This is a genomic window from Pseudomonas sp. CBS (assembly GCF_024734645.1).
GTDB lineage: Bacteria > Pseudomonadota > Gammaproteobacteria > Pseudomonadales > Pseudomonadaceae > Aquipseudomonas.
Genome location: NZ_CP102929.1, coordinates 4,146,153 through 4,172,360, shown reverse-complemented (window position 1 = coordinate 4,172,360; position 26,208 = coordinate 4,146,153). Strand labels below are relative to the sequence as shown.

24 protein-coding genes and 2 pseudogenes are annotated in these 26,208 nt (G+C 61.3%); 14 read left to right on the top strand and 12 right to left on the bottom strand.

Features of this window, described 5'->3' with window-relative positions:
* Nucleotides 1-36: 36 nt before the first annotated feature.
* The 4 genes and pseudogenes from argB to coaBC form a co-directional block, all read right to left on the bottom strand.
* A complete protein-coding gene (gene argB / locus NVB75_RS19215) occupies nucleotides 37-942 on the bottom strand; it encodes an acetylglutamate kinase (protein ID WP_003213275.1) in 906 nt (301 codons plus the stop codon).
* Nucleotides 943-963: 21 nt separating this feature from the next.
* Nucleotides 964-2,385, bottom strand: a pseudogene (locus NVB75_RS19210) (phosphomannomutase/phosphoglucomutase); the annotation flags it as partial.
* A gap of 252 nt (nucleotides 2,386-2,637) precedes the next feature.
* Nucleotides 2,638-3,093: a dUTP diphosphatase gene (gene dut / locus NVB75_RS19205; RefSeq protein WP_003213270.1), complete on the bottom strand. Its 456-nt coding sequence runs from the start codon at nucleotides 3,091-3,093 to the stop codon at nucleotides 2,638-2,640.
* Between the two features lie 5 nt (nucleotides 3,094-3,098).
* Nucleotides 3,099-4,307 (bottom strand): bifunctional phosphopantothenoylcysteine decarboxylase/phosphopantothenate--cysteine ligase CoaBC, encoded by a 1,209-nt coding sequence (gene coaBC / locus NVB75_RS19200; RefSeq protein WP_017476702.1) that lies wholly within the window; start codon nucleotides 4,305-4,307, stop codon nucleotides 3,099-3,101.
* A gap of 130 nt (nucleotides 4,308-4,437) precedes the next feature.
* On the opposite strand from coaBC, the gene radC reads away from it, so the two are divergent.
* The gene (radC, locus tag NVB75_RS19195) at nucleotides 4,438-5,112 is read left to right on the top strand and encodes a DNA repair protein RadC (RefSeq protein WP_258342824.1); all 675 of its coding nucleotides are present in this window, start codon (nucleotides 4,438-4,440) and stop codon (nucleotides 5,110-5,112) included.
* Between the two features lie 103 nt (nucleotides 5,113-5,215).
* Here radC and NVB75_RS19190 read toward each other — a convergent pair whose 3' ends face one another.
* Nucleotides 5,216-6,808, bottom strand: coding sequence for an ABC transporter substrate-binding protein (locus NVB75_RS19190; RefSeq protein ID WP_258342823.1), 1,593 nt, complete (start codon nucleotides 6,806-6,808; stop codon nucleotides 5,216-5,218).
* 458 nt (nucleotides 6,809-7,266) lie between these two features.
* On the opposite strand from NVB75_RS19190, the gene rpmB reads away from it, so the two are divergent.
* Nucleotides 7,267-7,500, top strand: coding sequence for a 50S ribosomal protein L28 (gene rpmB, locus NVB75_RS19185; protein ID WP_003213263.1), 234 nt, complete (start codon nucleotides 7,267-7,269; stop codon nucleotides 7,498-7,500).
* 11 nt (nucleotides 7,501-7,511) lie between these two features.
* Complete coding sequence (gene rpmG, locus NVB75_RS19180; protein WP_003176906.1) at nucleotides 7,512-7,667, top strand: 50S ribosomal protein L33; 156 nt, start codon at nucleotides 7,512-7,514, stop codon at nucleotides 7,665-7,667.
* Nucleotides 7,668-7,737: 70 nt separating this feature from the next.
* Here rpmG and NVB75_RS19175 read toward each other — a convergent pair whose 3' ends face one another.
* Entirely contained in the window at nucleotides 7,738-8,100 is a 363-nt protein-coding gene (locus NVB75_RS19175) for a cupin domain-containing protein (RefSeq protein ID WP_003213261.1), read from the bottom strand.
* A 230-nt stretch (nucleotides 8,101-8,330) separates the two neighbouring features.
* Here NVB75_RS19175 and NVB75_RS19170 point away from each other — a divergent pair, with 230 nt between their 5' ends.
* The 3 genes and pseudogenes from NVB75_RS19170 to NVB75_RS19160 all read left to right on the top strand — a co-directional run bounded on the left by NVB75_RS19170 (nucleotide 8,331) and on the right by NVB75_RS19160 (nucleotide 11,128).
* On the top strand, nucleotides 8,331-9,824 hold the full coding sequence (locus tag NVB75_RS19170; RefSeq protein ID WP_017476698.1) for an aldehyde dehydrogenase: 1,494 nt from the start codon (nucleotides 8,331-8,333) through the stop codon (nucleotides 9,822-9,824).
* A gap of 31 nt (nucleotides 9,825-9,855) precedes the next feature.
* Nucleotides 9,856-9,945, top strand: a pseudogene (locus NVB75_RS19165) (outer membrane lipoprotein carrier protein LolA); the annotation flags it as partial.
* Between the two features lie 40 nt (nucleotides 9,946-9,985).
* Complete coding sequence (locus NVB75_RS19160; protein ID WP_258342820.1) at nucleotides 9,986-11,128, top strand: MFS transporter; 1,143 nt, start codon at nucleotides 9,986-9,988, stop codon at nucleotides 11,126-11,128.
* A gap of 125 nt (nucleotides 11,129-11,253) precedes the next feature.
* Here the strand turns inward: NVB75_RS19160 and NVB75_RS19155 are convergent, their stop codons facing one another.
* The gene (locus NVB75_RS19155; RefSeq protein WP_258342819.1) at nucleotides 11,254-12,816 is read right to left on the bottom strand and encodes a phospholipase D family protein; all 1,563 of its coding nucleotides are present in this window, start codon (nucleotides 12,814-12,816) and stop codon (nucleotides 11,254-11,256) included.
* 62 nt (nucleotides 12,817-12,878) lie between these two features.
* Complete coding sequence (locus NVB75_RS19150; RefSeq protein ID WP_258342817.1) at nucleotides 12,879-14,303, bottom strand: PLP-dependent aminotransferase family protein; 1,425 nt, start codon at nucleotides 14,301-14,303, stop codon at nucleotides 12,879-12,881.
* Between the two features lie 165 nt (nucleotides 14,304-14,468).
* Here NVB75_RS19150 and NVB75_RS19145 point away from each other — a divergent pair, with 165 nt between their 5' ends.
* On the top strand, nucleotides 14,469-14,705 hold the full coding sequence (locus tag NVB75_RS19145) for a DUF1127 domain-containing protein (protein ID WP_258342815.1): 237 nt from the start codon (nucleotides 14,469-14,471) through the stop codon (nucleotides 14,703-14,705).
* A gap of 1 nt (nucleotide 14,706) precedes the next feature.
* Here NVB75_RS19145 and NVB75_RS19140 read toward each other — a convergent pair whose 3' ends face one another.
* Nucleotides 14,707-15,999, bottom strand: a complete 1,293-nt coding sequence (locus tag NVB75_RS19140; protein ID WP_258342814.1) for an FAD-binding oxidoreductase — start codon at nucleotides 15,997-15,999, stop codon at nucleotides 14,707-14,709.
* A gap of 115 nt (nucleotides 16,000-16,114) precedes the next feature.
* Between NVB75_RS19140 and NVB75_RS19135 the strand changes: the two genes are divergently transcribed.
* Nucleotides 16,115-16,468, top strand: coding sequence for a YkgJ family cysteine cluster protein (locus NVB75_RS19135; protein ID WP_003208747.1), 354 nt, complete (start codon nucleotides 16,115-16,117; stop codon nucleotides 16,466-16,468).
* A gap of 128 nt (nucleotides 16,469-16,596) precedes the next feature.
* Here the strand turns inward: NVB75_RS19135 and NVB75_RS19130 are convergent, their stop codons facing one another.
* Entirely contained in the window at nucleotides 16,597-17,085 is a 489-nt protein-coding gene (locus tag NVB75_RS19130) for an Lrp/AsnC ligand binding domain-containing protein (protein WP_003206849.1), read from the bottom strand.
* Nucleotides 17,086-17,241: 156 nt separating this feature from the next.
* Here NVB75_RS19130 and dadA point away from each other — a divergent pair, with 156 nt between their 5' ends.
* The 6 genes from dadA to NVB75_RS19100 all read left to right on the top strand — a co-directional run bounded on the left by dadA (nucleotide 17,242) and on the right by NVB75_RS19100 (nucleotide 23,346).
* Nucleotides 17,242-18,543 carry a D-amino acid dehydrogenase gene (gene dadA, locus NVB75_RS19125; RefSeq protein WP_063033857.1) on the top strand — a complete coding sequence of 434 codons (1,302 nt, stop codon included), beginning with the start codon at nucleotides 17,242-17,244 and terminating at the stop codon, nucleotides 18,541-18,543.
* Nucleotides 18,515-18,868 (top strand): RidA family protein, encoded by a 354-nt coding sequence (locus NVB75_RS19120; protein ID WP_003208752.1) that lies wholly within the window; start codon nucleotides 18,515-18,517, stop codon nucleotides 18,866-18,868. The genes dadA and NVB75_RS19120 overlap by 29 nt, the downstream gene beginning before the upstream one ends.
* Before the next feature lie 79 nt (nucleotides 18,869-18,947).
* Nucleotides 18,948-20,024 carry an alanine racemase gene (gene alr, locus NVB75_RS19115; RefSeq protein ID WP_258342812.1) on the top strand — a complete coding sequence of 359 codons (1,077 nt, stop codon included), beginning with the start codon at nucleotides 18,948-18,950 and terminating at the stop codon, nucleotides 20,022-20,024.
* A gap of 116 nt (nucleotides 20,025-20,140) precedes the next feature.
* Nucleotides 20,141-20,689 carry a cupin domain-containing protein gene (locus NVB75_RS19110; protein ID WP_003208755.1) on the top strand — a complete coding sequence of 183 codons (549 nt, stop codon included), beginning with the start codon at nucleotides 20,141-20,143 and terminating at the stop codon, nucleotides 20,687-20,689.
* Between the two features lie 182 nt (nucleotides 20,690-20,871).
* Entirely contained in the window at nucleotides 20,872-21,288 is a 417-nt protein-coding gene (locus tag NVB75_RS19105; protein WP_076013140.1) for a cytochrome c5 family protein, read from the top strand.
* A 135-nt stretch (nucleotides 21,289-21,423) separates the two neighbouring features.
* A complete protein-coding gene (locus tag NVB75_RS19100) occupies nucleotides 21,424-23,346 on the top strand; it encodes an acetyl-CoA hydrolase/transferase C-terminal domain-containing protein (protein WP_258342811.1) in 1,923 nt (640 codons plus the stop codon).
* Nucleotides 23,347-23,477: 131 nt separating this feature from the next.
* Here NVB75_RS19100 and NVB75_RS19095 read toward each other — a convergent pair whose 3' ends face one another.
* Nucleotides 23,478-24,050 carry a xanthine phosphoribosyltransferase gene (locus tag NVB75_RS19095; protein ID WP_008439415.1) on the bottom strand — a complete coding sequence of 191 codons (573 nt, stop codon included), beginning with the start codon at nucleotides 24,048-24,050 and terminating at the stop codon, nucleotides 23,478-23,480.
* 57 nt (nucleotides 24,051-24,107) lie between these two features.
* On the bottom strand, nucleotides 24,108-26,117 hold the full coding sequence (gene rep / locus NVB75_RS19090) for a DNA helicase Rep (RefSeq protein ID WP_017476688.1): 2,010 nt from the start codon (nucleotides 26,115-26,117) through the stop codon (nucleotides 24,108-24,110).
* Nucleotides 26,118-26,208 lie beyond the last annotated feature (91 nt).

Below are 26,208 nucleotides of genomic sequence, written 5' to 3'. Positions count from 1 at the left end.
AATCGAATTGAACGGGGCCTTTTTGTTTACCAGCGCTTAAGGGCGCTTGCGATTGCTGATCAGCGTACCCACACCGGTATCGGTGAAGATTTCCAGCAGGATCGCATTCGGCACACGGCCATCCAGGATCAACGAGCTGCCGACACCGCCTTGCACCGCTTCCAGTGCGCAGCGGATCTTCGGCAGCATGCCGCCGTAGATGGTGCCGTCGGCGATCAGGTCGTCCACTTGCTGGGTGGTCAGGCCGGTCAAAACCTTGCCTTCCTTGTCCATCAAGCCGGCGATGTTGGTGAGCAGCATCAGCTTCTCGGCCTTCAGCGCCTCGGCCACCTTGCCGGCCACCAGGTCGGCGTTGATGTTGTAGGACTCACCGTTGGCACCCACGCCGATTGGCGCGATCACCGGAATGAAATCGCCTTTCACCAGCAGGTTCAGCAGATCGGTGTTGATGCCGATCACTTCGCCCACCTGGCCGATGTCGATGATTTCCGGCTGAGTCATCTCCGGGGTCTTGCGGGTCACGGTGAGCTTCTTCGCGCGGATCAGCTCGGCGTCCTTGCCGGTCAGGCCGATGGCGCTGCCGCCATGGCGGTTGATCAGGTTGACGATGTCTTTGTTCACCTGGCCGCCCAGGACCATCTCTACCACGTCCATGGTCTGGGCGTCGGTGACACGCATGCCGTCGATGAAGTGACTCTCGATGGACAGGCGCTTGAGCAGGTCACCGATTTGCGGGCCGCCACCGTGTACCACCACCGGGTTGATCCCGACGGCTTTCATCAACACGATGTCGCGGGCAAAGCCGGTTTTCAGCTCGTCGCTTTCCATGGCATTGCCGCCGTACTTGATCACCAGCGTCTTGCCGACGTAGCGTCGAATGTAAGGCAACGCTTCGGAAAGGACCTTGGCGGTATTGGCGGCGGCTTCGCGTTCGAGGGTCATTCAGGGCTCCGGTACAAAAAATCAGAACGGTAATTGGAGATCAGGGGCAACACGTTTCAACTGGGCGTGGAACACGTCCTTGATGCGCTGCAACTCAGCCTCGGAATCCGCCTCGAAACGCAGCACCAGCACCGGTGTGGTGTTGGATGCGCGAACCAGGCCCCAGCCTTTGGCGTAATCGACCCGCACGCCGTCAATGGTGGTCAGGTTGGCGCCTTCGCCCCACTGCGCATCGTGCAGTGCGTCAATGATGCTGAATTTGCTCTCTTCGGTCACATGGATATTGATCTCTGGCGTAGAAATATCATCCGGGAAGGTTGCAAACAGGTCTTCGGCGGTGGATTTTTCCTTGCTGAGGATCTCCAGCAGACGGGCGGCGCTGTAAATACCGTCGTCAAAACCGAACCAGCGTTCCTTGAAGAACACGTGACCGCTCATTTCGCCGGCCAACAGGGCGCCGGTTTCTTTCATTTTCTTTTTGATCAACGAGTGACCGGTCTTCCACATTAGCGGACGACCGCCGTATTCCTTGATCAGCGGCGTCAGGCGGCGGGTGCATTTGACGTCGAAGATGATCTCGGCACCCGGGTTGCGCGCCACGACGTCGCGAGCAAACAGCATCAGCAGGCGGTCCGGGAACACGATATTGCCGGTGTTGGTCACCACGCCGACGCGGTCGCCGTCGCCGTCGAAAGCCAGGCCCAGGTCGGCGCCGGTTTCCTTGACCTTGGCGATCAGGTCCACCAGGTTCTCAGGCTTGCCCGGGTCCGGGTGGTGGTTAGGGAAGTTGCCGTCGACCTCGCAGAACAGCGGGATCACTTCGCAGTTCAGGGCTTCGATCAGTTGCGGGGCGATCACGCCGGCCGCGCCGTTGCCGCAGTCCACCACCACTTTCAGGCGGCGGGCGAGTTTGACGTCGCGGGTGATTTCGTCCGAGTAGCGATCAAGGATTTGCACCTTGGTGATGCTGCCGGTGCCGCTGGTCAGGTCGTTAGTCTTCAGGCGGGTGTGCAGGGCCTGGATCTGTTCGTTGGCCAGGGTATCGCCGGCGATGACGATCTTGAAGCCGTTGTAGTCCGACGGGTTGTGGCTGCCGGTGAGCATCACGCCCGACTTGCCGGCCAGTACGTTGGCCGCGTAGTACAGCGCAGGCGTTGGCACCAGGCCGACGTCGCTGACATGGCAGCCGCTGTCGGCCAGGCCCTGGATCAGTTGCTCCACCAGCTCGGGGCCGGAGAGGCGGCCATCACGGCCAACGGAGACGTTGGGCTCGCCTTGGGCCAGGCTCTGGGAGCCAATGGCACGGCCGATCCAGTAGGCGGTTTCGGCGGTCAGGGTCTTGGGGACCACGCCACGGATGTCATAGGCGCGGAAAATGCTGTCGGGAAATGTCGGGGCGACTCGGGCTGCGTTGCTCATTGCGGGGGGGAACTCCATCGATAAGGGGCTGGGCTGGCCTCAGGGGTGCTGACCGGCAGGCTCAAACTGAAGGGTAAGACGGCGTTTTTGGCATAGAGTTCGTGGTGCAAAAGTGCGATCGGCGCCGAAGCACCGCCCTTTCGCCCGCCTAATGCCCTGATTTCACTGGGGAAATCTTGCTGATAAGTTCCGCGCATTCTTCATCCTGAAAGGCCATGCGTTGGCGTCAGGCCGGGTGAGGCACCCGGCTTGTCCGGCTAAGTCAGTTCAGCTTAGTCAGTGGCTGCCGGAATGTCCGAAGCCGCCTGCACCGCGCTGTGTTTCGTCGAACTCTTCGACCAGCTCGAAGTGCGCCTGCACCACCGGCACAAGTACGAGTTGGGCAATGCGCTCGCCGACGGCGATGTTGAACGCGGTCTGGCCACGGTTCCAGCACGACACCATCAGCTCGCCCTGGTAGTCCGAATCGATCAGGCCCACCAGGTTGCCGAGGACGATCCCGTGTTTGTGACCCAGGCCGGAGCGCGGCAGGATCAGCGCCGCCAGGCCAGGGTCGCCCACGTAGATCGACAGGCCGGTCGGAATCAGAATGGTCTGGCCCGGCTCAAGCACGGTGTCCTGCTTGAGCATGGCGCGCAGGTCGAGGCCGGCGGAGCCTGGAGTGGCGTAGGCCGGCAGCGGGAATTCGTTGCCGATGCGTGGGTCGAGGATCTTGGCTTGCAAAGCGTGCATGGAAATTAAACCTGGTTCAGCCGTAGGGCGATAAAAGAGATCAGTTGGCGGGCAATCTTGCCCTTGCTGGTCTGGGCGAAAACGGTAGCGTGCAACTCGCGGTCGATCACGCTGATGGCATTTTCCTCGCTGTTGAAGCCGATGCTCGGGTTGGCGACATCGTTGGCGACAATCAGGTCGAGGTTTTTGTCTTTCAATTTGCGTGCGGCGTAGTCCAGCAAATGCTCGGTTTCGGCAGCGAAGCCGACGCTGAACGGGCGGTCTTCGCGGGTGGCGATGGTCGCCAGAATGTCCGGGTTACGGACCATTTGCAGGAGCAGGCCGTCGCCGCTTGTAGGGTCTTTCTTGAGTTTTTGCGGTGCAACCACTTCCGGGCGGTAGTCCGCGACCGCTGCCGAAGCGATAAACAGGTCGCAGGGAATCGCCGCTTCACAGGCCGCCAGCATGTCGCGGGCGCTGACTACGTCGATTCGGGTGACGCGATCCGGGGTCGGCAGATGCACCGGGCCGGTGATCAAGGTTACCCGGGCGCCTGCCTCGACCGCCGCTTCAGCCAGGGCGAAGCCCATTTTTCCTGAGCTATGGTTGGTGATGTAGCGCACCGGGTCGATGTTTTCCTGGGTCGGGCCGGCGGTAATCAGCACGTGCTTGCCGGTGAGGGCCAGGTGCTGGAAGCAGTCGGCGGCGCATTGGGCGAGGTCGGTGGCTTCGAGCATGCGGCCCAGGCCCACGTCACCGCAGGCCTGGCTGCCGGAGGCCGGCCCGAAGACCTTGAGGCCACGGCTTTGCAGGAGTTGGGTGTTGGCCTGGGTGGCCGGGTCGCGCCACATGGCCTGGTTCATGGCCGGGGCGATCGCGACGGTGGCGTCGGTGGCCAGCACCAGGGTGGTCAGCAGGTCGTCGGCAATGCCTTGGGCGAGGCGGGCGATCAGGTCGGCGGTGGCCGGAGCGATCAGCACCAGGTCGGCCCATTTGGCCAGTTCGATGTGTCCCATGGCAGCTTCGGCTGCGGGGTCCAGCAGATCGAGGTGAACCGGGTGGCCGGACAGGGCTTGCATGGTCAGTGGGGTAATGAATTCACTGCCGCCCCGGGTCATGACCACGCGCACTTCGGCGCCTTGGTCGAGGAGCCTGCGAACCAGCTCTGCGCTCTTGTAGGCGGCAATGCCGCCGCCGACGCCGAGAACGATGCGTTTCCGATACAGACGCTGCATTGGCTTGCCTTTCCAGTTCAGTGATGGCGTTGCGATGCCCCCTCCCCAGGTGAAATCGCACGCAAAAAGATGGCCTAAGATACCACAGCGTCCGCCATGCAACAGCGGCGCACATGCACACGGAGGTGCCATGAGTATTCGCGATTGGCCTGCGGCAGAGCGTCCGCGGGAGAAGCTGTTGGAACTGGGCGCGGAGAACCTTTCCGACGCTGAATTGCTGGCGATTTTCCTGCGCACTGGGGTGTCCGGTAAAAGTGCCGTCGACCTGGCGCGGCATCTGCTGGCGCAATTTGGCAGCCTGCGCGCGCTGATGGAGGCCCGGCAGACGGTGTTCAGCCAGCACCTGGGCCTGGGGCCGGCGAAGTTCGCCCAGCTTCAAGCCGTACTGGAAATGGCCCGCCGTCACTTGGCCGAGCGCCTGCGCAGCGACTCGGTGCTGGAAAGTCCGGAGGCCGTGCGCGACTACCTCAAGGCGCTGCTGCGCCATGAGCCTCACGAGATATTCGGCTGCCTGTTTCTCGACTCCAAACACCGGGTGCTGGGCTTCGAGAAGCTGTTTCAAGGCACCATCGACAACGCCATCGTCTACCCCCGGCAAGTGGTGAAGCGCGCGTTGGACTACAACGCCGCGGCGCTGATCCTGTGCCACAACCATCCTTCCGGCAGCGCCGAGCCCAGCATTGCTGATCGAAAACTGACCAGGGTGCTGCAAAAGGCGTTGGAGATGGTGGACGTGCGTGTGCTGGACCACATCATTGTGGGGGAGGGTGATCCGCTGTCGATGGCGGAATTTGGGTGGATGTAGGCTCTGTAGGAGCGAGCTTGCTCGCGAAAAAGCTGGGTGTCAGGTTTTCCGCGTTATCGTTGACGACCTTCGCGAGCAAGCTCGCTCCTACAGGGGGCCTGGCTTATGGCTTGACGCTGACCTTGGAGTAATCCTGGCGCCCGAACGGGCTCACCTGATACCCCTCGACATTTTTGCGCGTCAGCGCAAACGCGGTCGGGTGCGCCAGTGGCAGCCACAACGCCTGTTGCTGGATCTGCGCCTGGGCCTGCTGGTAAAGCTTGCTGCGCACGCCTTGTTCGCTGGTGGTCTTGCCGGCGCTGATCAGCTTGTCCAGCGCCGGGTCGCAGTAGCGGGCGAAGTTGGTGCCGGACTTTACGGCCGCGCAGGAGAACTGCGGCGTCAGGAAGTTATCCGGGTCACCGTTATCGCCGGCCCAGCCCATGAACAGCAGGTCGTGCTCGCCGGCCTTGGCGCGGCGGATCAGTTCGCCCCATTCGATCACGCGGATTTCAGCCTGGATGCCGACCTTGGCCAGGTCCGCTTGCAGCAGTTGTGCGCCCAGGCTCGGGTTCGGGTTCAGCAGGCTGCCCGACGGCCGGGTCCAGATGGTGGTCTTGAAACCATCCTTGAGGCCGGCGCGATCCAGTAGCTGCTTGGCCTTGGCAATGTCCTGCGGGTAGCCCGGCAAGTCCTTGGCGTAGCTCCAGGTATTGGGCGGGTACGGGCCATTGGCGGCTTCGGCGGTGCCTTCGAATACTGCCTTGAGGTAGCTGGCCTTGTCGAAGGCCAGGTTGATTGCCTGGCGGACTTCCGGCTTGTCCAGCGGCGGATGCTGGCTATTGATGGCGACAAACGCGGTCATGAAGGCCGCTGTTTTCTCGATCTTCAGGTCGGCGTCTTTCTGTGCTGCATCGATATCCAGGGGCTTGGGCGACAAGGCGATCTGGCACTCATCGCGACGCAACCTTTGCAGGCGCACGTTGGCGTCCGGGGTGATCGCAAAGATCAGGTTATCCACCGCAGGCTTGCCGGCGAAGTAGTCCGGGTTGGCCTTGTAGCGAATCGTCGCGTCCTTCTGGAAGCGCCCGAAAATGAACGGCCCGGTGCCGATAGGCTGGCTGTTGAGTTTTTCGGGTGTGCCGGCCTTGAGCAGTTTGTCGGCGTATTCCGCCGGGTAGATCGAGGCGAAGCCCATGCTCAATGCGGCGAGGAAGGTCGAATCGGCGTGGTCCAGGGTAAAGCGCACGGTCAGCGGATCGAGGGCGTCGATCTTCTTGATCAGCGTGGGCAGTTGCAGCGACTGGGCGTGGGGGAAGCCGCTCTGGGCAATCTTGTGCCACGGGTTGGCCGGGTCGAGCATGCGCTCGAAGCTGAAGCGCACGTCTTCGGCCGTCAGAGTGCGGCTTGGGGTGAAGTATTCGGTACGATGGAATTTAACGTCCGGATGCAGCTTGAAGGTGTAGGTCAGGCCGTCCGGCGAGACGTCCCAGCTGTCCGCCAGGCTCGGGACCAGCTTGCCGCTGGTGGCGTCGAAGTCCACCAGGCGGTTCATCAATACGTCTGCCGAGGCATTGGTGGTGGTCAGCGAGTTGTATTGCACCACGTCGAAGCCCTCGGGACTGGCTTCGGTGCAGACGCTCAGGGTGGTGGCCGCCTTGGCGTGTGCAGCAATAAAAAGAGGGGCTAGCAATAGCGGTAGGGCAGCGAGGCGCATATTCGGTTTCCTTTGCAGATCGAAGGCCCATCTGCGAGTGCAGTCTGGAAAAGTCCTACCGTAGTGGGCTGATTGACAAATGACTAGCCCATTTTTGCCTGTGCTTTTGCCTCAAATGCTGTTTTGATGGCGCCTCAGGTCGTTTTGCCGAGCACTTTGCAGTGCGCGCGAGCGCTGTAAATCATTCTGTGCGACGAGCGGTTAGCTTCTATAGCGGCCCACCCTGGCAACGGTTCAGGCGTCCATGGCCTGGATTTACGCGTATAAAAGTACACGGCCTGTTGTTGCACTGGGGTCTTTCTGGTATAAAGCAGCGCTCTTTTCTAGGGGCCCGGTTCCTTCGCTAGTAGGTGTAGCCGGTAAGACCCTAAAGAAACGCGGCGCCTGGCGCCAAATGACTGAGAGATTAAGCGGCCAACCCATGCCGGGTTGGGCATGTGGTTTTAGAGGGCTGAGGCATGTCGAGAGTCTGTCAAGTTACCGGTAAGGGTCCGGTGACTGGGAATAACATTTCCCACGCAAACAACAAAACCCGTCGTCGTTTCCTGCCAAACCTGCAGCATCACCGCTTTTGGGTTGAAGAAGAGAAACGTTTTGTTCGTCTGCGCGTATCTGCCAAAGGCATGCGTGTTATCGACAAGCGCGGCATCACTGTCGTGCTGGCCGAACTGCGCCGCGACGGCAAAATCTAAGGAGCTAAATCATGCGTGAATTGATTCGAATGATCTCTAGCGCCGGTACTGGTCACTTCTACACTACCGACAAGAACAAGCGTACTACCCCGGACAAGCTCGAAAAGAAAATGTTCGACCCGCGCGTTCGCAAGCACGTGATCTACAAAGAAGGCAAAATCAAGTAATTGGTTTTCTTTCTTGTGAAAAAAAGCCCGTATCTCACGATGCGGGCTTTTTTTTGTGCCTGAAAAATGATCAGGCCTTTTCTTCGAACACCACGTAGATCTTGCGGCAGGGTTCCAGCACTTCCCAAGTGCCGCTGAAGCCGGCCGGAATCACGAAGCGATCACCGGCGCGCAAGGTCTTGGCGTTGCCATCGGCGTCGCGCAATACAGAGACGCCCTGCACGATCTCGCAATATTCATGCTCGGTGTAGTTGACCTTCCACTGCCCGACTTCACCTTCCCAGACCCCGGCGCTCATCTGGCCGCACGGACTGTTGTAGTGGTTGTAGACGGTTTGCTCAGGGTCGCCCTTGAGGATTTTCTCCGCGGCCGGACGGTAGCGGTCAGGCTCAGTCCTGGCCTGGCTGAAGTCGACGATATTCTGGATGTTCATGGGCGTGTCCCGTCTGGCCTGCGGTTGGAGAGCTCAAAGTCTATGTTTATTAAAATGAACATCGCAAGGGCGTTTGCTGCCGTTATGTCAAATATATTGAAACATCCATCGCCGCTGGTTTAGGGTGGCAGCTGCCTTGAGCCGAACAGCTGGCTGGTCGGGCAAGCATTCTTCGAAGGTGCCTGGGTACATTGCCCGGCCCTTGTATTCAATAAGAGGAGGACACTCGCATGACCACCCTGACCCGTGCCGACTGGGAACAACGCGCCAAGGATCTGAAGATCGAAGGCCGCGCCTACATCAATGGCGAATACACCGCCGCCGTTTCCGGCGACACGTTCGAATGCCTCAGCCCGGTCGATGGCCGTCTGCTGGCAACGGTTGCCAGCTGTGACGTCGCCGACGCCCAGCGCGCGGTTGAAAACGCCCGCGCCACCTTCAATTCAGGTGCCTGGTCACGCCTGGCGCCCGCCAAGCGCAAAGCCACCATGATCCGTTTCGCCGGCTTGCTCAAGGCCAACGCCGAAGAGCTGGCACTGCTTGAAACCCTGGACATGGGCAAGCCGATCAGTGACTCCCTGAACATCGACGTTCCAGGCGCGGCGCAAGCGCTGAGCTGGAGCGGTGAGGCCATCGACAAGATCTACGATGAAGTTGCAGCCACGCCCCACGACCAGCTTGGCCTGGTGACTCGGGAGCCCGTCGGCGTTGTCGCGGCCATCGTGCCGTGGAACTTCCCGCTGATGATGGCCTGCTGGAAACTTGGGCCGGCGCTGTCCACCGGTAACTCGGTGATCCTCAAGCCGTCTGAAAAGTCGCCACTGACTGCCATCCGCATCGCCGAACTGGCGGTTGAAGCCGGCATCCCAAAAGGCGTGTTCAACGTGCTGCCGGGTTATGGCCACACCGTGGGTAACGCCCTGGCGCTGCACATGGACGTCGACACCCTGGTGTTCACCGGTTCCACCAAGATCGCTAAGCAACTGCTGATCCGGTCCGGTGAGTCGAATATGAAGCGCGTCTGGCTGGAAGCTGGCGGCAAGAGCCCGAACATCGTGTTCGCCGATGCCCCGGACCTGCAAGCCGCCGCCGAATCTGCGGCCGGCGCCATCGCCTTCAACCAGGGCGAAGTGTGCACCGCCGGTTCGCGCCTGCTGGTGGAGCGTTCGATCAAGGATAAATTCCTGCCGCTGGTGATCGAGGCCCTCAAGGCCTGGAAGCCGGGCAACCCGCTGGACCCGGCCACCACGGTCGGCGCGCTGGTGGATACCCAGCAGATGAACACCGTGCTGTCGTACATCGAAGCCGGGCATGCCGATGGTGCCAAGCTGGTAGCCGGCGGCAAGCGCACGCTGCAGGAAAGCGGTGGCACCTATGTGGAGCCAACGATTTTCGACGGTGTGACCAACGCCATGAAGATCGCCCAGGAAGAAATCTTCGGCCCCGTGTTGTCGGTGATTGCCTTCGACAGCGTGGAAGAAGCCATCGCGATCGCCAACGACACCCAATACGGCCTGGCCGCTGCGGTGTGGACGTCGAACATCTCCAAGGCACACCTGACCGCCAAGGCACTGCGTGCCGGTAGCGTGTGGGTCAACCAGTACGATGGCGGCGACATGACCGCACCGTTCGGTGGTTTCAAGCAGTCGGGTAACGGCCGCGACAAGTCGCTGCACGCGTTCGACAAGTACACCGAGCTGAAGGCGACCTGGATCAAGTTGTAAGTAATCCCGGCGACTCCCTGTAGGAGCGAGCTTGCTCGCGAAGGACTTGAACGATGACGCGGGCATTCTGAATGCACGCGGTGCTCTCAAGTTTTTCGCGAGCAAGCTCGCTCCTACAGTTCGTTTGCGGCCCTGAAAAAACAATCCACAGGAGCGTGGAAATGCGTTGGGCGACCTATTTCGCCGTGTTGGCGTCGGTCTTGAGCGTGGGCCTGGCCTTGGGCGTGAGCATGCCGCTGGTGTCCTTGCGCCTGGAAAGCTGGGGCTACGGCAGCTTCGCTATCGGCGTGATGGCGGCGATGCCGGCCTTTGGTGTGCTGCTGGGTGCCAAGGTCTCCAGTGGCTTGGCCTCACGCCTGGGCACGGCAAACCTGATGCGCCTGTGCCTGTGGGCCGGGGCGATTTCCATCGGCCTGTTGGCGATATTGCCCAGCTACCCGGTATGGCTGGTGCTGCGGCTGATGATCGGGGTGATCCTGACCATCGTGTTTATCCTCGGCGAAAGCTGGATTAACCAACTGGTGATCGAGCGTTGGCGCGGCCGTCTGGTGGCGCTGTATGGCTGCAGCTATGCGTTGAGCCAACTGTCGGGCCCGTTGCTGCTGGGCGCGCTGGGTACGGATAACGACATTGGCTTCTGGGTGGGCGTTGGTCTGCTGACGTTCTCGCCGATCCTGCTGCTGGGCCGCACCGGTGCGCCGACTGCCGAGTCCTTCAGCGTGACCTTCGGCGACTTGCTGCGCTTCTGCCAGGGTTTGCCGGCGATTGCCTGGGCGGTGGCGTTATTCGCCGCGTTCGAGGCGATGATTCTGACGCTGTTGCCGGTGTATTGCCTGCAACAGGGTTTCACCGCCGAGATTGCCCTGGCGATGGTCAGCACGGTGGTGGTCGGTGATGCGTTGCTGCAACTGCCGATTGGCGCGCTGGCGGACTACCTGCCTCGGCGCACACTGTTTCTCGGCTGCGCGCTGATGCTGCTGGCGACGAGCCTGGCGATTCCACTGTTGCTCGATACGCTGCTGATCTGGCCGGTGTGGGTGCTGTTCGGGGCCAGCGCCGGTGGGTTGTTCACCTTGTCGCTGATCCTGATTGGCGAGCGCTACCGCGACGACGCACTGGTGCGCGCCAATGCGCATATCGCGCAGCTGTGGGGCATCGGCTGCCTGATCGGCCCACTGGTGGCCGGTGCTGGCAGCCAGTGGATCAGCGGGCATGCGTTGCCGCTGTTGATGGCAGCGGGGGCGCTGGGGTTGGTGATTCTGCTGCTGCGCCAAGGCGCATTCGGCGCCACCCAGCCGGCCTGACCTTGAAATGCGAACAACTGTGGGAGCTGGCTTGCCTGCGATAGCGAAGTGTCAGCTTGCGCATCCTGTGCCTGAGACGCCGCAATCGCGGGCAAGCCCGGCTCCCACAGGGCTCTGCGCTGTTCTTAAAGCATGCGTTCCAGCCCGACGGATGTAGCAAACCAGGCATTGAACCGGCGCCACCAACTGCCGGGTTCACGGGTGAGGGTGTGCAGTTGGCCGTTGTCTTCGGTCACCCACACCACCTGGCCATCCTGCAGTTTCGCCTGATAGCTCAATGGGGGCGCCATGCCCTCCAGTGCCAGGTTGCGCACGTGTTCCGCCAGCTCGGGACTGTCCACCAGTACGCCGACTTCGGTGTTCCACAGCACCGAGCGCGGGTCGAAGTTGAATGAGCCGATGAAGGATTTCTCCCGGTCAAAGATGATCGCCTTGCTGTGCAGGCTGGAGTCCGAGCCGCGGAAGGTGCCCTTGCGGAACAGATGAGGGCCGCTGCCGCCGCCGTCTCCCGGCTGGCGACGCAACTCGTACAGTTTCACGCCGTGTTCCAGCAGCGCCTTGCGATAGGGCGCATAGCCGCCGTGCACGGCGGGCACGTCGGTAGCTTCCAGGGAATTGGTCAGCAGGCTCACCGATACCCCGGCGTCCGCACGACCGGTCAGGTACACCAGCCCGGGCTGCCCGGGCACGAAGTAAGCCGAGATCATCATCAGCTCATGGCTGACACCTTCCAGTTCGGGCGCCAGCTGGGTGGTCAGCAGCAGCCGCGGATCCGGATCGGCCTTGGCCAGCACCTTGCTCGGCGCATCCCACAGCGCCTGGTTCCAGGCCCAGATCAGCTCGCGGCGCCAGATGTCCATGCGCGGCTGAGTTTTGTAAGTGCGCAGGCGGTTGTACAGGGCATGATTTTGCTGGCGCGATTCGGCGAGGGATTCCTCCAGCCGTACGCGGGCGCTGGCCAGGTCGCCTTTGGAGGCGCTGCGGACGAAATCGCCGATGGGCTTGCTCAATGCACTGTTCCAGTACTGGTCGAAACTGTGGCCCAGTTGCTCGGCCACCGGGCCCACGCTGAGCATGTCGATATCGGTGAAGTTGAGGTTGGGTTCGGCGTCGAAATACTCATCTCCCAGGTTGCGCCCGCCGACGATGGCGACGCTGTTGTCCGCCAGCCACAGCTTGTTGTGCATGCGCCGATGTTGCAGCGACAGGTCGAACAGCCGCGCCATGGCACGGGTCACGCCGGTGCTGCGGCCCAGGTGCAGCGGGTTGAACAGGCGAATCTGGATCTGCGGGTGGGCGGCGAGGGTGGCGATGATCTGGTCCAGGCCGTCGCTGGTGGTGTCGTCCAGCAGGATGCGCACGCGCACGCCACGGTCGGCGGCCTTGAGCAATTCATCCACCAGCATCCGCGTGCTGATGCCGTCGTGGACGATGTAGTACTGCAAGTCGAGGCTGGTCTGGGCGTTGCGGATCAGTTCGGCACGGGCCATGAAGGCTTCGCTGCTGTTGGGCAGCAGGCGGAAGCCGGAGCGGCCTTTGTACGGTGCGGCCTGGGCCTGGATCGAGCGGCCGAAGGACGACTCGCTGGCCGGCAGCGCCTCACTGGGCGTGCGCGGCTGGTCGATGGTTGCGCAGCCGCCCAGGGCCAGGATGCCCAGCAGGAAAAACGGTAATAGCCGTTGGGTCATCAATGACGTGGGTTCCGAATCAGGGCGGTTGTCGGCATATGACGGCTATTTCCCGAGAAAGGTCAGTCCGCGGCTTCGGCCAGCAACTTGATGGCCGTTGCGCCGACCTTGCGCACGGCCTCTTCAATCTGTGGCGTTGGTTTGGCAGCGTAGTTCATGCGCAGGCAATTCCTGTACTTGCCGGAGGCGGAAAAGATACTTCCCACAGCAATCTGTACACCTTCATCCAACAACACCCGGTTGAGCTTCAGGGTGTCGAAGCCTTCCGGTAATTCCACCCACAGCATGAAACTGCCCTGTGGACGGCTGGCGCGGGTGCCGGCCGGGAAGTAACGGCTGACCCAATCGAGCATCAGGTCGCGATTACGCTGGTATTGCGTACGCATCCGCCGCAAATGCGGTTCGAAATGCCCGTCTTTCAGGAATTCGGCAATCGCGATCTGCGGCTGGGTCGCGGTGGAGCCAGTGCTGATGTATTTCATGTGCAGCACGCGCTCCAGGTACCGACCGGGTGCTACCCAGCCGATCCGCAGGCCCGGCGCCAGGGTCTTCGAGAAGGAGCTGCACAGGACGACGCGGCCATCTTCGTCGAAGGACTTGATGGTGCGTGGGCGCGGGTAGCTGTAGGCCAGTTCGCCATACACATCGTCTTCGATGATCGCCACGTCAAAGCGCTGGGCCAGGGTCAGCAGCGCGCGTTTGCGCGACTCCGGCATGATGTAGCCCAGCGGGTTATTGCAGTTGGGGGTCAGCTGGATGACTTTGATCGGCCACTGTTCCAGTGCCAGCTCCAGCGCATCCAGGCTGATACCGGTAAGCGGGTCGGTGGGGATTTCCAGGGCTTTCATGCCCAGGCCTTTCAGGGTTTGCATGGCGCCATGGAAGCTCGGCGAGTCGACGGCAACGATGTCGCCCGGCTCGCAGATGGCGTGGATACTGGCGGACAGCGCTTCGTGGCAACCGGTGGTGATCACCAGGTCCTGGGGCGTCAGTTGGCAGCCTGAATCGAGCATCAGGCGCGCGATCTGTTCGCGCAGCTCCAGGTTGCCGTGGATAGTGTCGTAATACAGTCCCGGCATGTCCTGGCGCCGACTGATCCGGGCGAGGCTGCGCAGCAGCGGTTTCATGGTCGGCGACAATACATCCGGCATGCCACGACCCAACTGTATGGTGTCTTTGCGTGGCACCGCGCGGATCAGTTCCAGCACTTGGTCCCACTGGGAAATCTCTACCGGGCGCTGGGCCGGGCGGCCTACTGCTGGCAGTGCCGGTAAGTCGCGGCCTACCGGTACGAAGTAGCCGGATTTGGGTTTGGGCATCGCCAGGCCGTTGTCTTCCAGCATCCGGTAGGCCTGCTGTACGGTGCTCAGGCTCACCCCGTGCTCCACGCTCAAGGCCCGCACTGACGGCAATCGATCGCCCGGGCGATAGAAGCCCTGCTCGATGCGCGTGCCCAACAGTTCGGCCAGGTTGACGTATAGGGTCATGGCGATGCTTCCCGGTTACCAGTACAGATAGGCTGAAAATACAGGATTCAGGCGCCAATAGGCAGCATCTGTATGGATTTAATACAGCGATGTTGAATCTGTCATGGTTTCGCCCGCCGGCTCATCCTACGTACTCATGGCAATACGTAAATGAGGGGCAGGAAAATGAGCGGTTTGAGCGATGTGCGGTTGGCATTACACGGTCAGGAACTGGAAGTCGGCCAGGAGCGGCGCATGGCGGCGCGTCACAAGGCTCCGGCGCTGCGCTCTTGGGCGTTGTTCTGGCACCGCATGCACACGCGCAAGACCTTGCTGGAGCTGACCCCGGAGCAACTGCGTGACGTGGGCCTGAGTGTCGAACAGGCGCGCCAGGAAGGGTTGAAGCCCTTCTGGCGCGGTTGATTCAGACTAGTTCTTTCAACCGGTGCCAGAGCATTCCCAGCGCCAGCAGCGGCGAGCGCAAATGCTTGCCGCCCGGGAAAGTGATGTGCGGCACCTTGGCAAATAGATCAAAACGCCCGCTTTGCTGGCCGCTGATGGCTTCGCCCAGCAGTTTGCCCGCCAGGTGGGTGGCATTGAGGCCATGGCCGGCATAGGCCTGGGCGAAATACACGTTGGGTTGGTCGGCCAGCCGGCCAATCTGCGGCAGGCGGTTGGCGCCGATGCCAATCATGCCGCCCCATTGGTAGTCGATTTTTACGTTGGCCAACTGCGGGAACACCTGGAGCATCTTTGGCCGCATGTAGGCGCCGATGTCCTGTGGGTCGCGTCCTGAATAATGACAGGCACCCCCGAACAGCAAGCGTCGGTCGGCGGACAGCCGGAAGTAGTCCACCGTCACCCGCTGGTCACAAACCGCCATGTTTTGCGGTAGCAACTCGGCCGCCTGGGCTTCGCTCAACGGCTCGGTGGCGATGATGTAGCTGCCGGCGGGCAGCACCTTGCCGCTCAGGTGCGGGTTGAGGCCGTTCAAATAAGCATTGCAGCCCAGCACCAGGGTCTTGGCGCGCACGTTGCCCTGAGCGGTGTGAACGTTAACCTCCGGGCCGTAATCGATCCGCACCGCCTCGGAATGCTCGAACAACTGGACGCCCAACTGCTGTGCAGCGGCTGCCTCGCCGAGGGCCAGGTTCAGCGGGTGCAGGTGGCCGGAGCCCATGTCGATCATGCCGCCTACATAGCGGTTGGAGCCGATCACACTGCGCATCTCGCTGGCTTGCAGCAGGCGCACTTCATGGCGATAGCCAAGGCCTTGCAGCTCTTCGGCGTCGGCGGCCAGGTGTTCCAGGTCGCGGGGTTTGTTGGCCAGGTCGCAGTAGCCCCAGGTCAGGTCGCAGGCGATCCGCGAACGTTCGACCCGCTGGCGCACGATCTCTACTGCCTCCAGGCCCATCAGTTTCATCTGGCGCACGCCCTCGGCGCCGATGACGTTGGTGAACTGGTCCAGTCCATGGCCGACACCACGAATCAACTGCCCGCCATTGCGCCCGCTGGCGCCCCAGGCGATCTTGCGGGCTTCCAGCAGGACCACGCTGAAACCACGCTCGGCCAGTTCCAGGGCAGTGTTAAGCCCCGAAAAACCGCCGCCCACCACGCACACATCGGCCACCACTTCACCTGTCAGCACTGGATAATCAGGCTGCGGGAAACTGCTGGCGGCGTAGTAGGAATTGGCGTGCCGGGCGCTGGCGGTCATGGGGAGCATCCCTGTTTGGAAAATTTGACGCAGGATACAGCGGTCGGGCGAAGCTGTCTCACCGGGGGCTTTTAGGGCAGAATCCACGCCTATTCGCCGTTCGGTCCCTATGTCGATGAGTTGCAACAGTCAGAAAGTCAACGCGCTGCGCCGGCAGATTCCCTCGTTCGAGTGCGTCCCGGGTTGCCACGACTGCTGTGGGCCGGTAACCACGTCCCCCGAGGAAATGTCGCGCCTGCCGCGCAAGACCGCTGCCGAGCAGGAAGCGGCGATGGACGAACTCAACTGCGTGCACCTGGGCCCCAATGGCTGCACCGTATACGACGAACGCCCTCTGATTTGCCGGCTGTTCGGCACCACGCCGACCTTGCCATGCCCCAACGACCGCCGCCCGGTGGAGCTGATCCACCCACGGGTGGAAAAGCAGATTCACGCGTACATGGCGTCGACGCGTCAGGTATTGGTCTAGCGGATGTCCCCGATCAACTAGTGTGGGAGCGGGCTTGCTCGCGAATGCGGTGGATCAGTGGATACAGGGTTGGCTGGCATGCCGCCTTCGCGAGCAAGCCCGCTCCCACATTGGCCTGTGGTGCTGTCTTAATCCGGGATCGGCAGGTTCAGGCTCTCTTTCACCTCTTCCATCACGATATAGCTCTTGGACTCCCTTACGTGGGGCAGCTTGAGCAGGATATCGCCGAGCAATTTGCGGTACGACGCCATCTCCGAGATGCGCGCCTTCACCAGGTAGTCGAAGTCCCCTGACACCAGGTGGCACTCCAGCACGTGAGGCAGTTTCAGCACGGCGCGCCGGAATTCTTCAAAGGTGTCGCCGGACTTGTAGTCGAGGCTGATCTCGACAAACACCAGCAGGCTGCCCTTCAAATGCTGCGGATTGAGCCGGGCGTTGTAACCCATGATGATCCCTTCGCGCTCCAGGCGCCGGACCCGCTCGGTGCACGGCGTGGTCGACAGCCCGACCTTTTCCCCCAGCTCAGTAAACGAAATTCGCCCGTCGGCCTGCAGGATGCGCAGGATGTTGCGGTCGATCTTGTCCAGCTCCCGCTTGGTCTGAGTGTTGGTCCGCATAGGGGATGCTCCTCCGTGAAAAGGGTTTTTGCCGAGAATTGTCGCCAAATATAGGCAGTTATATAGTGAAATGCACTGGTGATTGCTTTTTATACTGCCCACATCTTTGTGCTGAACAACAAACGTCAGCGGTCAAGCCGTGATGAGGGAATAAAAATGCGCGTTCTGGTCTTGGGTAGCGGTGTCATTGGCGTGGCCAGTGCCTACTATTTGGCACGAGCTGGTTTTGAAGTGGTCGTGGTCGACCGTCAGCCGGCTGTGGCCATGGAGACCAGTTTCGCCAACGCCGGGCAGATCTCGCCGGGCTATGCCTCGCCATGGGCTGCGCCGGGTGTGCCGCTCAAGGCCATCAAATGGCTGCTGGAGCGCCACGCACCCCTGGCGATCAAGGCCACCGCCGATATCGATCAGTACCTGTGGATGGCGCAGATGCTGCGCAACTGCACCGCCAGCCGCTATGCGGTGAACAAGGAACGCATGGTGCGCCTGTCCGAATACAGCCGCGACTGCATCGACGAACTGCGCGCCGAGACCGGCATTGCCTACGAAGGCCGCACCCTGGGGACTACTCAGCTGTTCCGCACCCAGGCCCAACTGGATGGTGCCGCCAAGGACATCGCCGTGTTGAAAGAGTCTGGTGTGCCTTACGAGCTGCTGGACCGCGCCGGCATTGCCCGCGTCGAGCCGGCCCTGGCCAGCGTTACGGATATCCTCGCCGGTGCCCTGCGCCTGCCGAACGACCAGACCGGCGACTGCCAGATGTTTACCACCCGCCTTGCCGACATGTGCAAGCAACTGGGTGTCGAATTCCGCTTCGAGCAAGATATCCAGCGCCTGGACTACGCCGGTGACCGGATCAACGGCGTGTGGATCGACGGCAAGCTGGAAACCGCCGACCGCTACGTGCTGGCCCTCGGCAGCTACTCGCCGAAGCTGCTCAAGCCACTGGGGATCAAGGCGCCGGTGTACCCGCTCAAGGGTTACTCGATGACCGTGCCGATCACCAACGCGGCGATGGCCCCGACTTCGACCATTCTCGACGAGACCTACAAGGTCGCGATTACCCGTTTCGACAACCGCATTCGCGTCGGTGGCATGGCTGAGATAGCCGGTTTTGACCTGTCGCTGAACCCACGCCGGCGGGAAACCCTGGAGATGATCGTCAACGACCTTTATCCTCAGGGCGGTGATTTGAGCCAGGCCAGTTTCTGGACCGGCCTGCGCCCGACCACGCCAGACGGCACGCCGATTGTCGGTGCTACCCCGTTCAAAAACCTGTTCCTGAACACCGGTCACGGCACCCTCGGTTGGACCATGGCTTGTGGCTCTGGTCGTTTGCTGGCCGATTTGATGGCGAAGAAGACTCCGCAAATCAGTGCCGAAGGCCTCGATATTTCCCGTTATGGCAACCACCAGGAGTCCGCAAAACATGTCAATCCAGCGCCAGCTCACCAATGAGCGCATGAGCCAGATCGTTGTTCACAGCGGTACCGTGTATCTGGCAGGGCAGGTCGGCGACGACATGAGTGCCGGGATTGAACAGCAGACCCGCGAAACACTCGTCAACATCGAGCGTTTGCTGGACCTGGCCGGTACCGACAAGACCAAGCTGCTGTCGGTGACCATCTACCTGAAAGACATCGACGCCGATTTCGCCGGAATGAACGCGGTATGGGACAAGTGGCTGCCAAAAGGCGTCGCGCCGGCCCGTGCCACGGTTGAAGCGAAACTCTGCGAACCGGAAATCCTGGTGGAGCTGTCGGTTGTGGCCGCTCTGCCTTAAGCAAAACTCCTCTCCCGGTGCCCGCGCAGTCAGTGGGTGCCGGTTTTTTCTTCTCACTGCCGCCTAGAAGCCTGCCGCCATGCGTCCTGCCCGTGCCCTGATCGACCTCCAAGCCCTGCGCCACAATTATCAACTGGCCCGTGAAGTCACGGGTGGGGCCAAGGCCCTCGCCGTGATCAAGGCCGATGCCTACGGCCATGGTGCCGTGCGCGTTGCCCAGGCGCTGGAAGCCGAGGCGGACGGGTTTGCCGTGGCCTGCATCGAGGAAGCGCTGGAACTGCGGGCCGCCGGGATTCGCGGGCCGGTGCTGTTGCTGGAAGGTTTTTTCGAAGCCGACGAGCTGCCGCTGATCATCGAGCATGATTTCTGGTGCGTGGTGCATTCGCTGTGGCAGCTGGATGCAATTGAACAGGCGCAGCTCAGCAAGCCGCTGACCGTGTGGCTCAAGCTTGATTCGGGCATGCACCGTGTCGGCTTGCACCCCAAGGATTATCACGACGCTTACCAGCGCCTGCTGGCCAGCGGCAAAGTCGCGAAGATCGTGCTGATGAGCCACTTCGCCCGTGCCGATGAGCTGGACAGTACCAGCAGCGAAGAGCAGGTCGCGGTGTTTGAAGCGGCGCGCCAGGGCCTGTCGGCCCAGGTCAGCCTGCGCAATTCGCCGTCGGTGCTGGGCTGGCCGAACGTTTCCAGTGACTGGGTACGCCCGGGCATCATGCTTTACGGCGCCACGCCGTTTGGCGAAGACCAGGCCATCGCCGCACGCTTGCAGCCGGTGATGACCCTCGAATCGAAAGTCATCTGCGTACGTGAACTGCCAGCCGGCGAGCCGGTGGGCTACGGCGCCAAGTTCATCACCCCGAAACCGATGCGCATCGGCGTGGTTGCCATGGGTTATGCCGACGGCTACCCGCGCCACGCGCCCACCGGCACCCCGGTGCTGGTGGCCGGCCAGCGCAGTCAGTTGCTGGGCCGTGTGTCGATGGACATGCTGTGTATCGACCTGACCGACGTACCTCAGGCCGGGCTCGGTTCTACCGTCGAGTTGTGGGGCAAAAACATCCTCGCCAGTGACGTTGCCACCTCTGCCGACACCATTCCCTACCAGATCTTCTGCAACCTACGCCGGGTGCCACGGCTCTATTCCGGCGCTTGAGCGGCACCCACGAATGGCAGATTCCGGGATTTAGGCCAAAGTGTTGTAAATACTGAACGCTGTCGCCATGATAACGCTCAATTACAACAACGCCTGAATCCTAGGAGGCTCCTGCATTGGACGTCGGCGAACGACTGCAATCCATCCGTAAACTGAAAGGTCTTTCCCAGCGTGAGCTAGCCAAGCGCGCGGGCGTCACCAACAGCACCATTTCGATGATCGAAAAAAACAGTGTCAGCCCCTCCATCAGCTCCTTGCGCAAGGTGCTGGGCGGCATTCCCATGTCGATGGTGGAGTTCTTTTCCGAGGAGATCCTCCAGGAAAAACCGACCCAGATCGTCTATAAAGCCAATGAGCTGATCGATATCTCCGACGGCGCCGTCACCATGAAACTGGTGGGCCGCGCGCACCCGAGCCGGGCGATTGCGTTCCTCAACGAGATCTACCCGCCAGGTGCCGATACCGGCGAAGAGATGCTCACCCATGAGGGCGAGGAAACCGGGATTCTGGTGGAAGGCCGCCTGGAGCTGGTAGTCGGTCTTGAAACTTTTGTGCTCGAAGCCGGCGATAGCTACTACTTTGAAAGCACCAAGCCGCACCGTTTTCGCAATCCGTTCGAAGTGCCGGCGCGACTAATCAGCGCAGCCACACCCGCGAACTTTTAAGAAAAGAGGCGTCCTGCCTATGTCGCAGAGACGCCCGTAGCAGCATTCCGCCCTGCTGAATCTCCCTTTGGTTAATAGGGTTGTTTCGGCGGGGCGGGCTAACCGTTATACTTTCGCCGCCTGCGAAACCGTGGCCGCAGGCGTGAATAGCCACCATTGAGGGTGAACGCGTGAACCTAATTATGAAAATGCTGGCTGCACCAGCAACCGTACTGGCCCTATGGGCTGTCAGCGCTCAAGCTGCGACCAATGATGAAATTGCCAAACGCCTGGAGCCTGTCGGCCAGGTGTGCGTCCAGGGGCAAGAGTGCAAGGGGATGGAAGTGGCAGTGGCTGCGGGCGGCGGCGGTGGCGCGAAATCGCCGGATGACGTAATCGCCAAGCACTGCAACGCTTGCCACGGTACCGGCCTGTTGGGCGCTCCGAAAATTGGCGACACTGCGGCCTGGAAAGACCGCGCGGACCACCAGGGGGGCCTCGACGGCCTGCTGGCCAAGGCCATCACCGGCCTGAACGCCATGCCGCCAAAAGGCACCTGTGCCGACTGCTCGGATGATGAGCTTAAAGGTGCAATCGAGAAGATGTCGGGTCTTAAATAAACCGATCTTCGCCAAAAAAGCCGCTGACCAGCGGCTTTTTTGTGCCCGCGATTTGCCTTTTTAGGCTGTTCTTTGCAGCAAAGACCCGGCAAGCTCGGTCCAACCCCAATTCATGGAATGTTCGGGAGAAGTCGGATGGTGCAGTTGTGTTCAATCGAGCAAGCGGTCGACGACGTACTGGCACGGCTGCCGGCGCATATTCACATGGGTATGCCCCTGGGCCTGGGCAAACCCAACCTGTTCGTCAACGCGCTGTACCGGCGTATCGCCAAGCTGCCGGATCGGGCGCTGACCATTTACACCGCCCTGGTCCTGGGTCGCCCCACCTTGGGCGATGGCTTGCAGAAGCGCTTCCTCGAACCTTTTATCGAACGGGTTTTCGGCGACTATCCCGAACTGGATTTCCTTGCCGCCCTGCACAAGGACAACCTGCCAGCCAACATTCACGTGCAGCAGTTCTTCATGCAGCCCGGCAGTTTGTTGCACAGCGCCTCGGCCCAGCAGGATTACGTCAGCAGCAACTACAGTCATGCCGCCCGTGATATCAACGCCGCCGGCCTGAACCTCGTTGCGCAGCTGGTGGCCAGCAGCGCCGAACACCCGGACCGCCTGAGCCTGAGCTGCAACCCCGACATCACCCTCGACCTGTTGCCGATGATCACCAAGCGCCGCGAGGCCGGTGAGACCATTCTGGTGGTGGGCCAGGTTCACAGTGATTTGCCCTACATGCCCGGCGACGCCGAACTGGGCATGGACGAATTCGACTTCCTGATCGACGAGAAGGACAGCACCACGCTGTTCTCCACGCCGAACATGCCCGTAGGTTTTCAGGATCACTTTATCGGTTTGCACGCCAGCACCCTGGTGCGCGACGGTGGCACCTTGCAGATCGGCATCGGCTCCATGGGCGACGCACTGACCGCCGCCTTGCTGGCGCGTCAGGCGGACAACGAGGCGTATCGCCTGTTGCTCACCGACCTGGATGTGTACCAATGGGCGCCGCTGATCAGCCATGAAGGCGGCGTCGCACCCTTCGCCCGTGGCCTGTACGGTTGCAGCGAAATGTTCGTCAACGGCCTGCTGGTGCTGGCCGACGCCGGGATTGTGCGGCGCAAGGTGTACCCGGACGTGGCGACTCAGGAGCGGGCCAACGCCGGCACCCTGGACGAAGCCGCGCAGACCGATGGGATCTCGGTGCACGGCGGCTTCTTCCTCGGCCCGCAGAGTTTCTACGAGCGCCTGCGGGATTTGCCCCAGAGCAAGCGCCTGGAATTCAACATGACCCGCATCAGCTACATCAACGAGCTGTACGGGCGGGAAGAACTCAAGCGTTTACAGCGCCTGGATGCGCGGTTTATCAACAGCGCGTTTACCGTGACCCTGCTGGGCGCGGGCGTGGCCGACCAGTTGGAAGACGGCCGGGTGCTCAGCGGCGTCGGCGGGCAATACAACTTTGTCGCCCAGGGCCATGCGCTGGAAGGCGCGCGCTCGATCCTGATCCTGCGCAGCTGGCGCGAATCGGGGGGCGAGGTCAGTTCCAATATTGTTTGGGAATACGGCCACTGCACGATTCCCCGGCACCTGCGGGACATCGTCATCACCGAATACGGGATCGCGGATTTACGTGGGCAGACCGATGCCAAGGTAATCGAGGCGCTGCTGAATATCACCGACTCACGGTTCCAGGAAGACTTGATCGAACAGGCGCAGAAGGCCGGGAAGTTGCCGAAGGATTTCCAGCTGGATCCGCGGTTTGCCGACAACACGCCGGAGCGTCTGCAGGCGATTCAAGCTCGGCATCCGAGGTTGTTCCCGGAGTATCCGTTGGGCTGTGATTTCACCGATGAAGAGCGGGATTTGCTGCGGGCGTTGAACTGGCTCATGAGCAAATTCAAGCTGACGGAAATTCTGGAACTGGGCAAGGCGGCGCTGGATGCACCGGAGCCGGAGGCGTTTCCCGAGCATTTGGTGCGGATGGGGTTGGATAAGCCGGAGGGGTTGAAAGAGGACCTGTACCAGCGCCTGTTGCTAGCGGGCCTACAAGCCACCGCACACTAGAAAACACAGGAGATCAAATGTGGGAGGCGGGCTTGCTCGCGAATGCGATGTGTCAGTCACTGGATAGGTCGACTGATCCACCGCATTCGCGAGCAAGCCCGCTCCCACATTTTTAAACGTGCCCGCACCGATTACTCGATGAAGGTTACGACGCCACCCGCCAACGACTGCACCCGCGCCAGCGATTCAACCCGATAACCCTGGGCATCCAGCTCTGCACGGCCACCCTGGAACGACTTCTCGATCACAATCCCCAAACCTGCAACGGTCGCGCCGGCCTGTTTGATGATCGAAATCAGCGCTTGGGACGCCTTACCGTTGGCCAGGAAGTCATCGATGATCAGCACGCGGTCGCTGCTGGTCAGGTGGCGCGGGGAAATCGCCACGGTGCTTTCGGTTTTCTTGGTGAAGGAATACACCGTCGCCGACAGCAGGTTTTCGGTCAGGGTCAGGGACTGTTGCTTGCGCGCGAAAATCACCGGTACGCCGAGGTTCAGGCCGGTCATGATCGCCGGTGCAATGCCCGAGGCTTCGATGGTGACGATCTTGGTGATGCCCGAATCCTTGAACAACGCAGCGAACTCGTCGCCGATCAGTTTCATCAGCGCTGGGTCGATCTGGTGGTTCAGAAAGGCGTCGACCTTGAGTACCTGATCGGAAAGCACGATGCCTTCTTCGCGAATTTTCTTGTGCAGTGCTTCCACGAAAGCTTCCTCTGTTGGCGCAACACGCGCCGAAAGTAGATTAAAAAGTAGTCGATTCTAGCGCTTTAACATCGCGCGTATATCCGCCAGGGCGGTATTGCCGCGAACGGCTTTGACTTCGGTTGGTGTGTCGTCGTTGCCTTCCCACGCCAGGTCATCCGGCGGCAGTTCGTCGAGGAACCGGCTGGGGGCACAATCGATGATCTCGCCGTACTGCTTGCGCTTGGCGGCAAAGGTGAAGGCCAGGGTCTGACGCGCGCGGGTAATGCCCACGTAGGCCAGGCGCCGTTCTTCTTCGATGGTGTCGGCTTCGATGCTGGAGCGGTGCGGGAGGATTTCCTCTTCCATGCCCATGATGAACACGTAGGGGAATTCCAGGCCCTTGGACGCATGCAAGGTCATCATCTGCACGCCTTCGGCGCCGTCTTCCTCTTCCTGCTGGCGTTCAAGCATGTCCCGCAGGACCAGCTTGCCGATGGCGTCCTCGACGGTCATCTCGCCTTCTTCGTCCTTTTCGAGGGTGTTTTTCAACGCCTCGATCAGGAACCACACGTTGCCCATGCGGTAATCGGCGGCCTTGTCGCTGGAGCTGTTGGTGCGCAGCCAGTTCTCGTAGTCGATGTCCATGACCATGCTGCGCAGGGCGCTGATCGGGTCTTCGCCGGCGCACTGCTCGCGCACCTTGTCCATGAAGCGCTTGAAGCGCGCCAGGCGGTCGGTGAAGCGGGTGTCGAGGTGCTCGCCCAGGCCGATTTCGTCGGTGGCGGCGTACATCGAGATCTTGCGTTCGGTGGCGTAGTTGCCGAGCTTTTCCAGGGTGGTCGAACCGATTTCCCGACGTGGGACGTTGATCACCCGCAGGAAGGCGTTGTCGTCGTCCGGGTTCACGATCAGCCGGAAGTAGGCCATCAGGTCTTTTACTTCCTGGCGTCCGAAAAAGCTGTTGCCGCCCGACAGACGATAAGGAATCTGGTGGTGCTGCAGCTTCAGCTCGATCAGCTTGGCCTGGTAGTTGCCGCGGTACAGGATCGCGAAATCGCTGTAGGGCCGGTCGGTACGCAGGTGCAGGGTGAGCAGTTCGACGGCCACGCGCTCGGCTTCGGCGTCTTCGTTGCGGCAGCGGATCACGCGGATCTCGTCGCCGTGGCCCATCTCGCTCCACAGTTGTTTTTCAAACTCGTGGGGGTTGTTGGAGATCAGCACGTTGGCGCAACGCAGGATGCGGCTGGTGGAGCGGTAGTTCTGCTCCAGCATCACCACTTTCAGGGACGGGTAGTCGTCCTTGAGCAGCATCAGGTTTTCCGGGCGGGCGCCGCGCCAGGCGTAGATCGACTGGTCGTCGTCGCCCACCACGGTGAACTGGTTGCGCTTGCCGATCAGCAGCTTCACCAGCAGGTATTGGCTGGCGTTGGTGTCCTGGTATTCGTCCACCAGCAGGTAGCGGACTTTGTTCTGCCACTTTTCGAGGATGTCGGCGTGTTCCTGGAACAGCTTCACCGGCAGCAGGATCAGGTCGTCGAAGTCCACCGCGTTGAACGCCTTGAGCGTGCGCTGGTAGTGGGTGTAGACGATGGCGGCGGTCTGTTCCTTGGGGTTGCGCGCGTTTTCCAGGGCTTCGGCGGGCAGGATCAGGTCGTTTTTCCACGAGCCGATCATGTTCTTGATCTCGTCGACGCCGTCGTCGCCCGCGTATTCCTTTTGCATGATGTCGGTCATCAGCGCCTTGACGTCAGTCTCGTCAAAGATCGAGAAGCCCGGCTTGTAGCCCAACCGCACATGCTCCTTGCGGATGATGTTCAGCCCCAGGTTGTGGAAGGTACACACCGTGAGGCCACGGCCTTCGCCACCCTTGAGCAGGGTGCCGACGCGCTCTTTCATTTCCCGCGCCGCCTTGTTGGTAAAGGTCATGGCGACGATGTACTGGGCGCGGATGCCGCAGCTCTGGATCAGGTGCGCGATCTTGCGGGTGATCACGCTGGTCTTGCCGGAACCGGCACCGGCGAGCACCAATAGAGGGCCGCCGACGTAGTTCACGGCTTCTTGCTGCCGGGGATTGAGTCGGGACATACAGAATTCAGGGAGTCATTGATCAAAAGGGCGGGCATTTTAACAGGCTGGCAAGATTCTGCTGCCTCTGAACGACAGTGTGACGTACCAC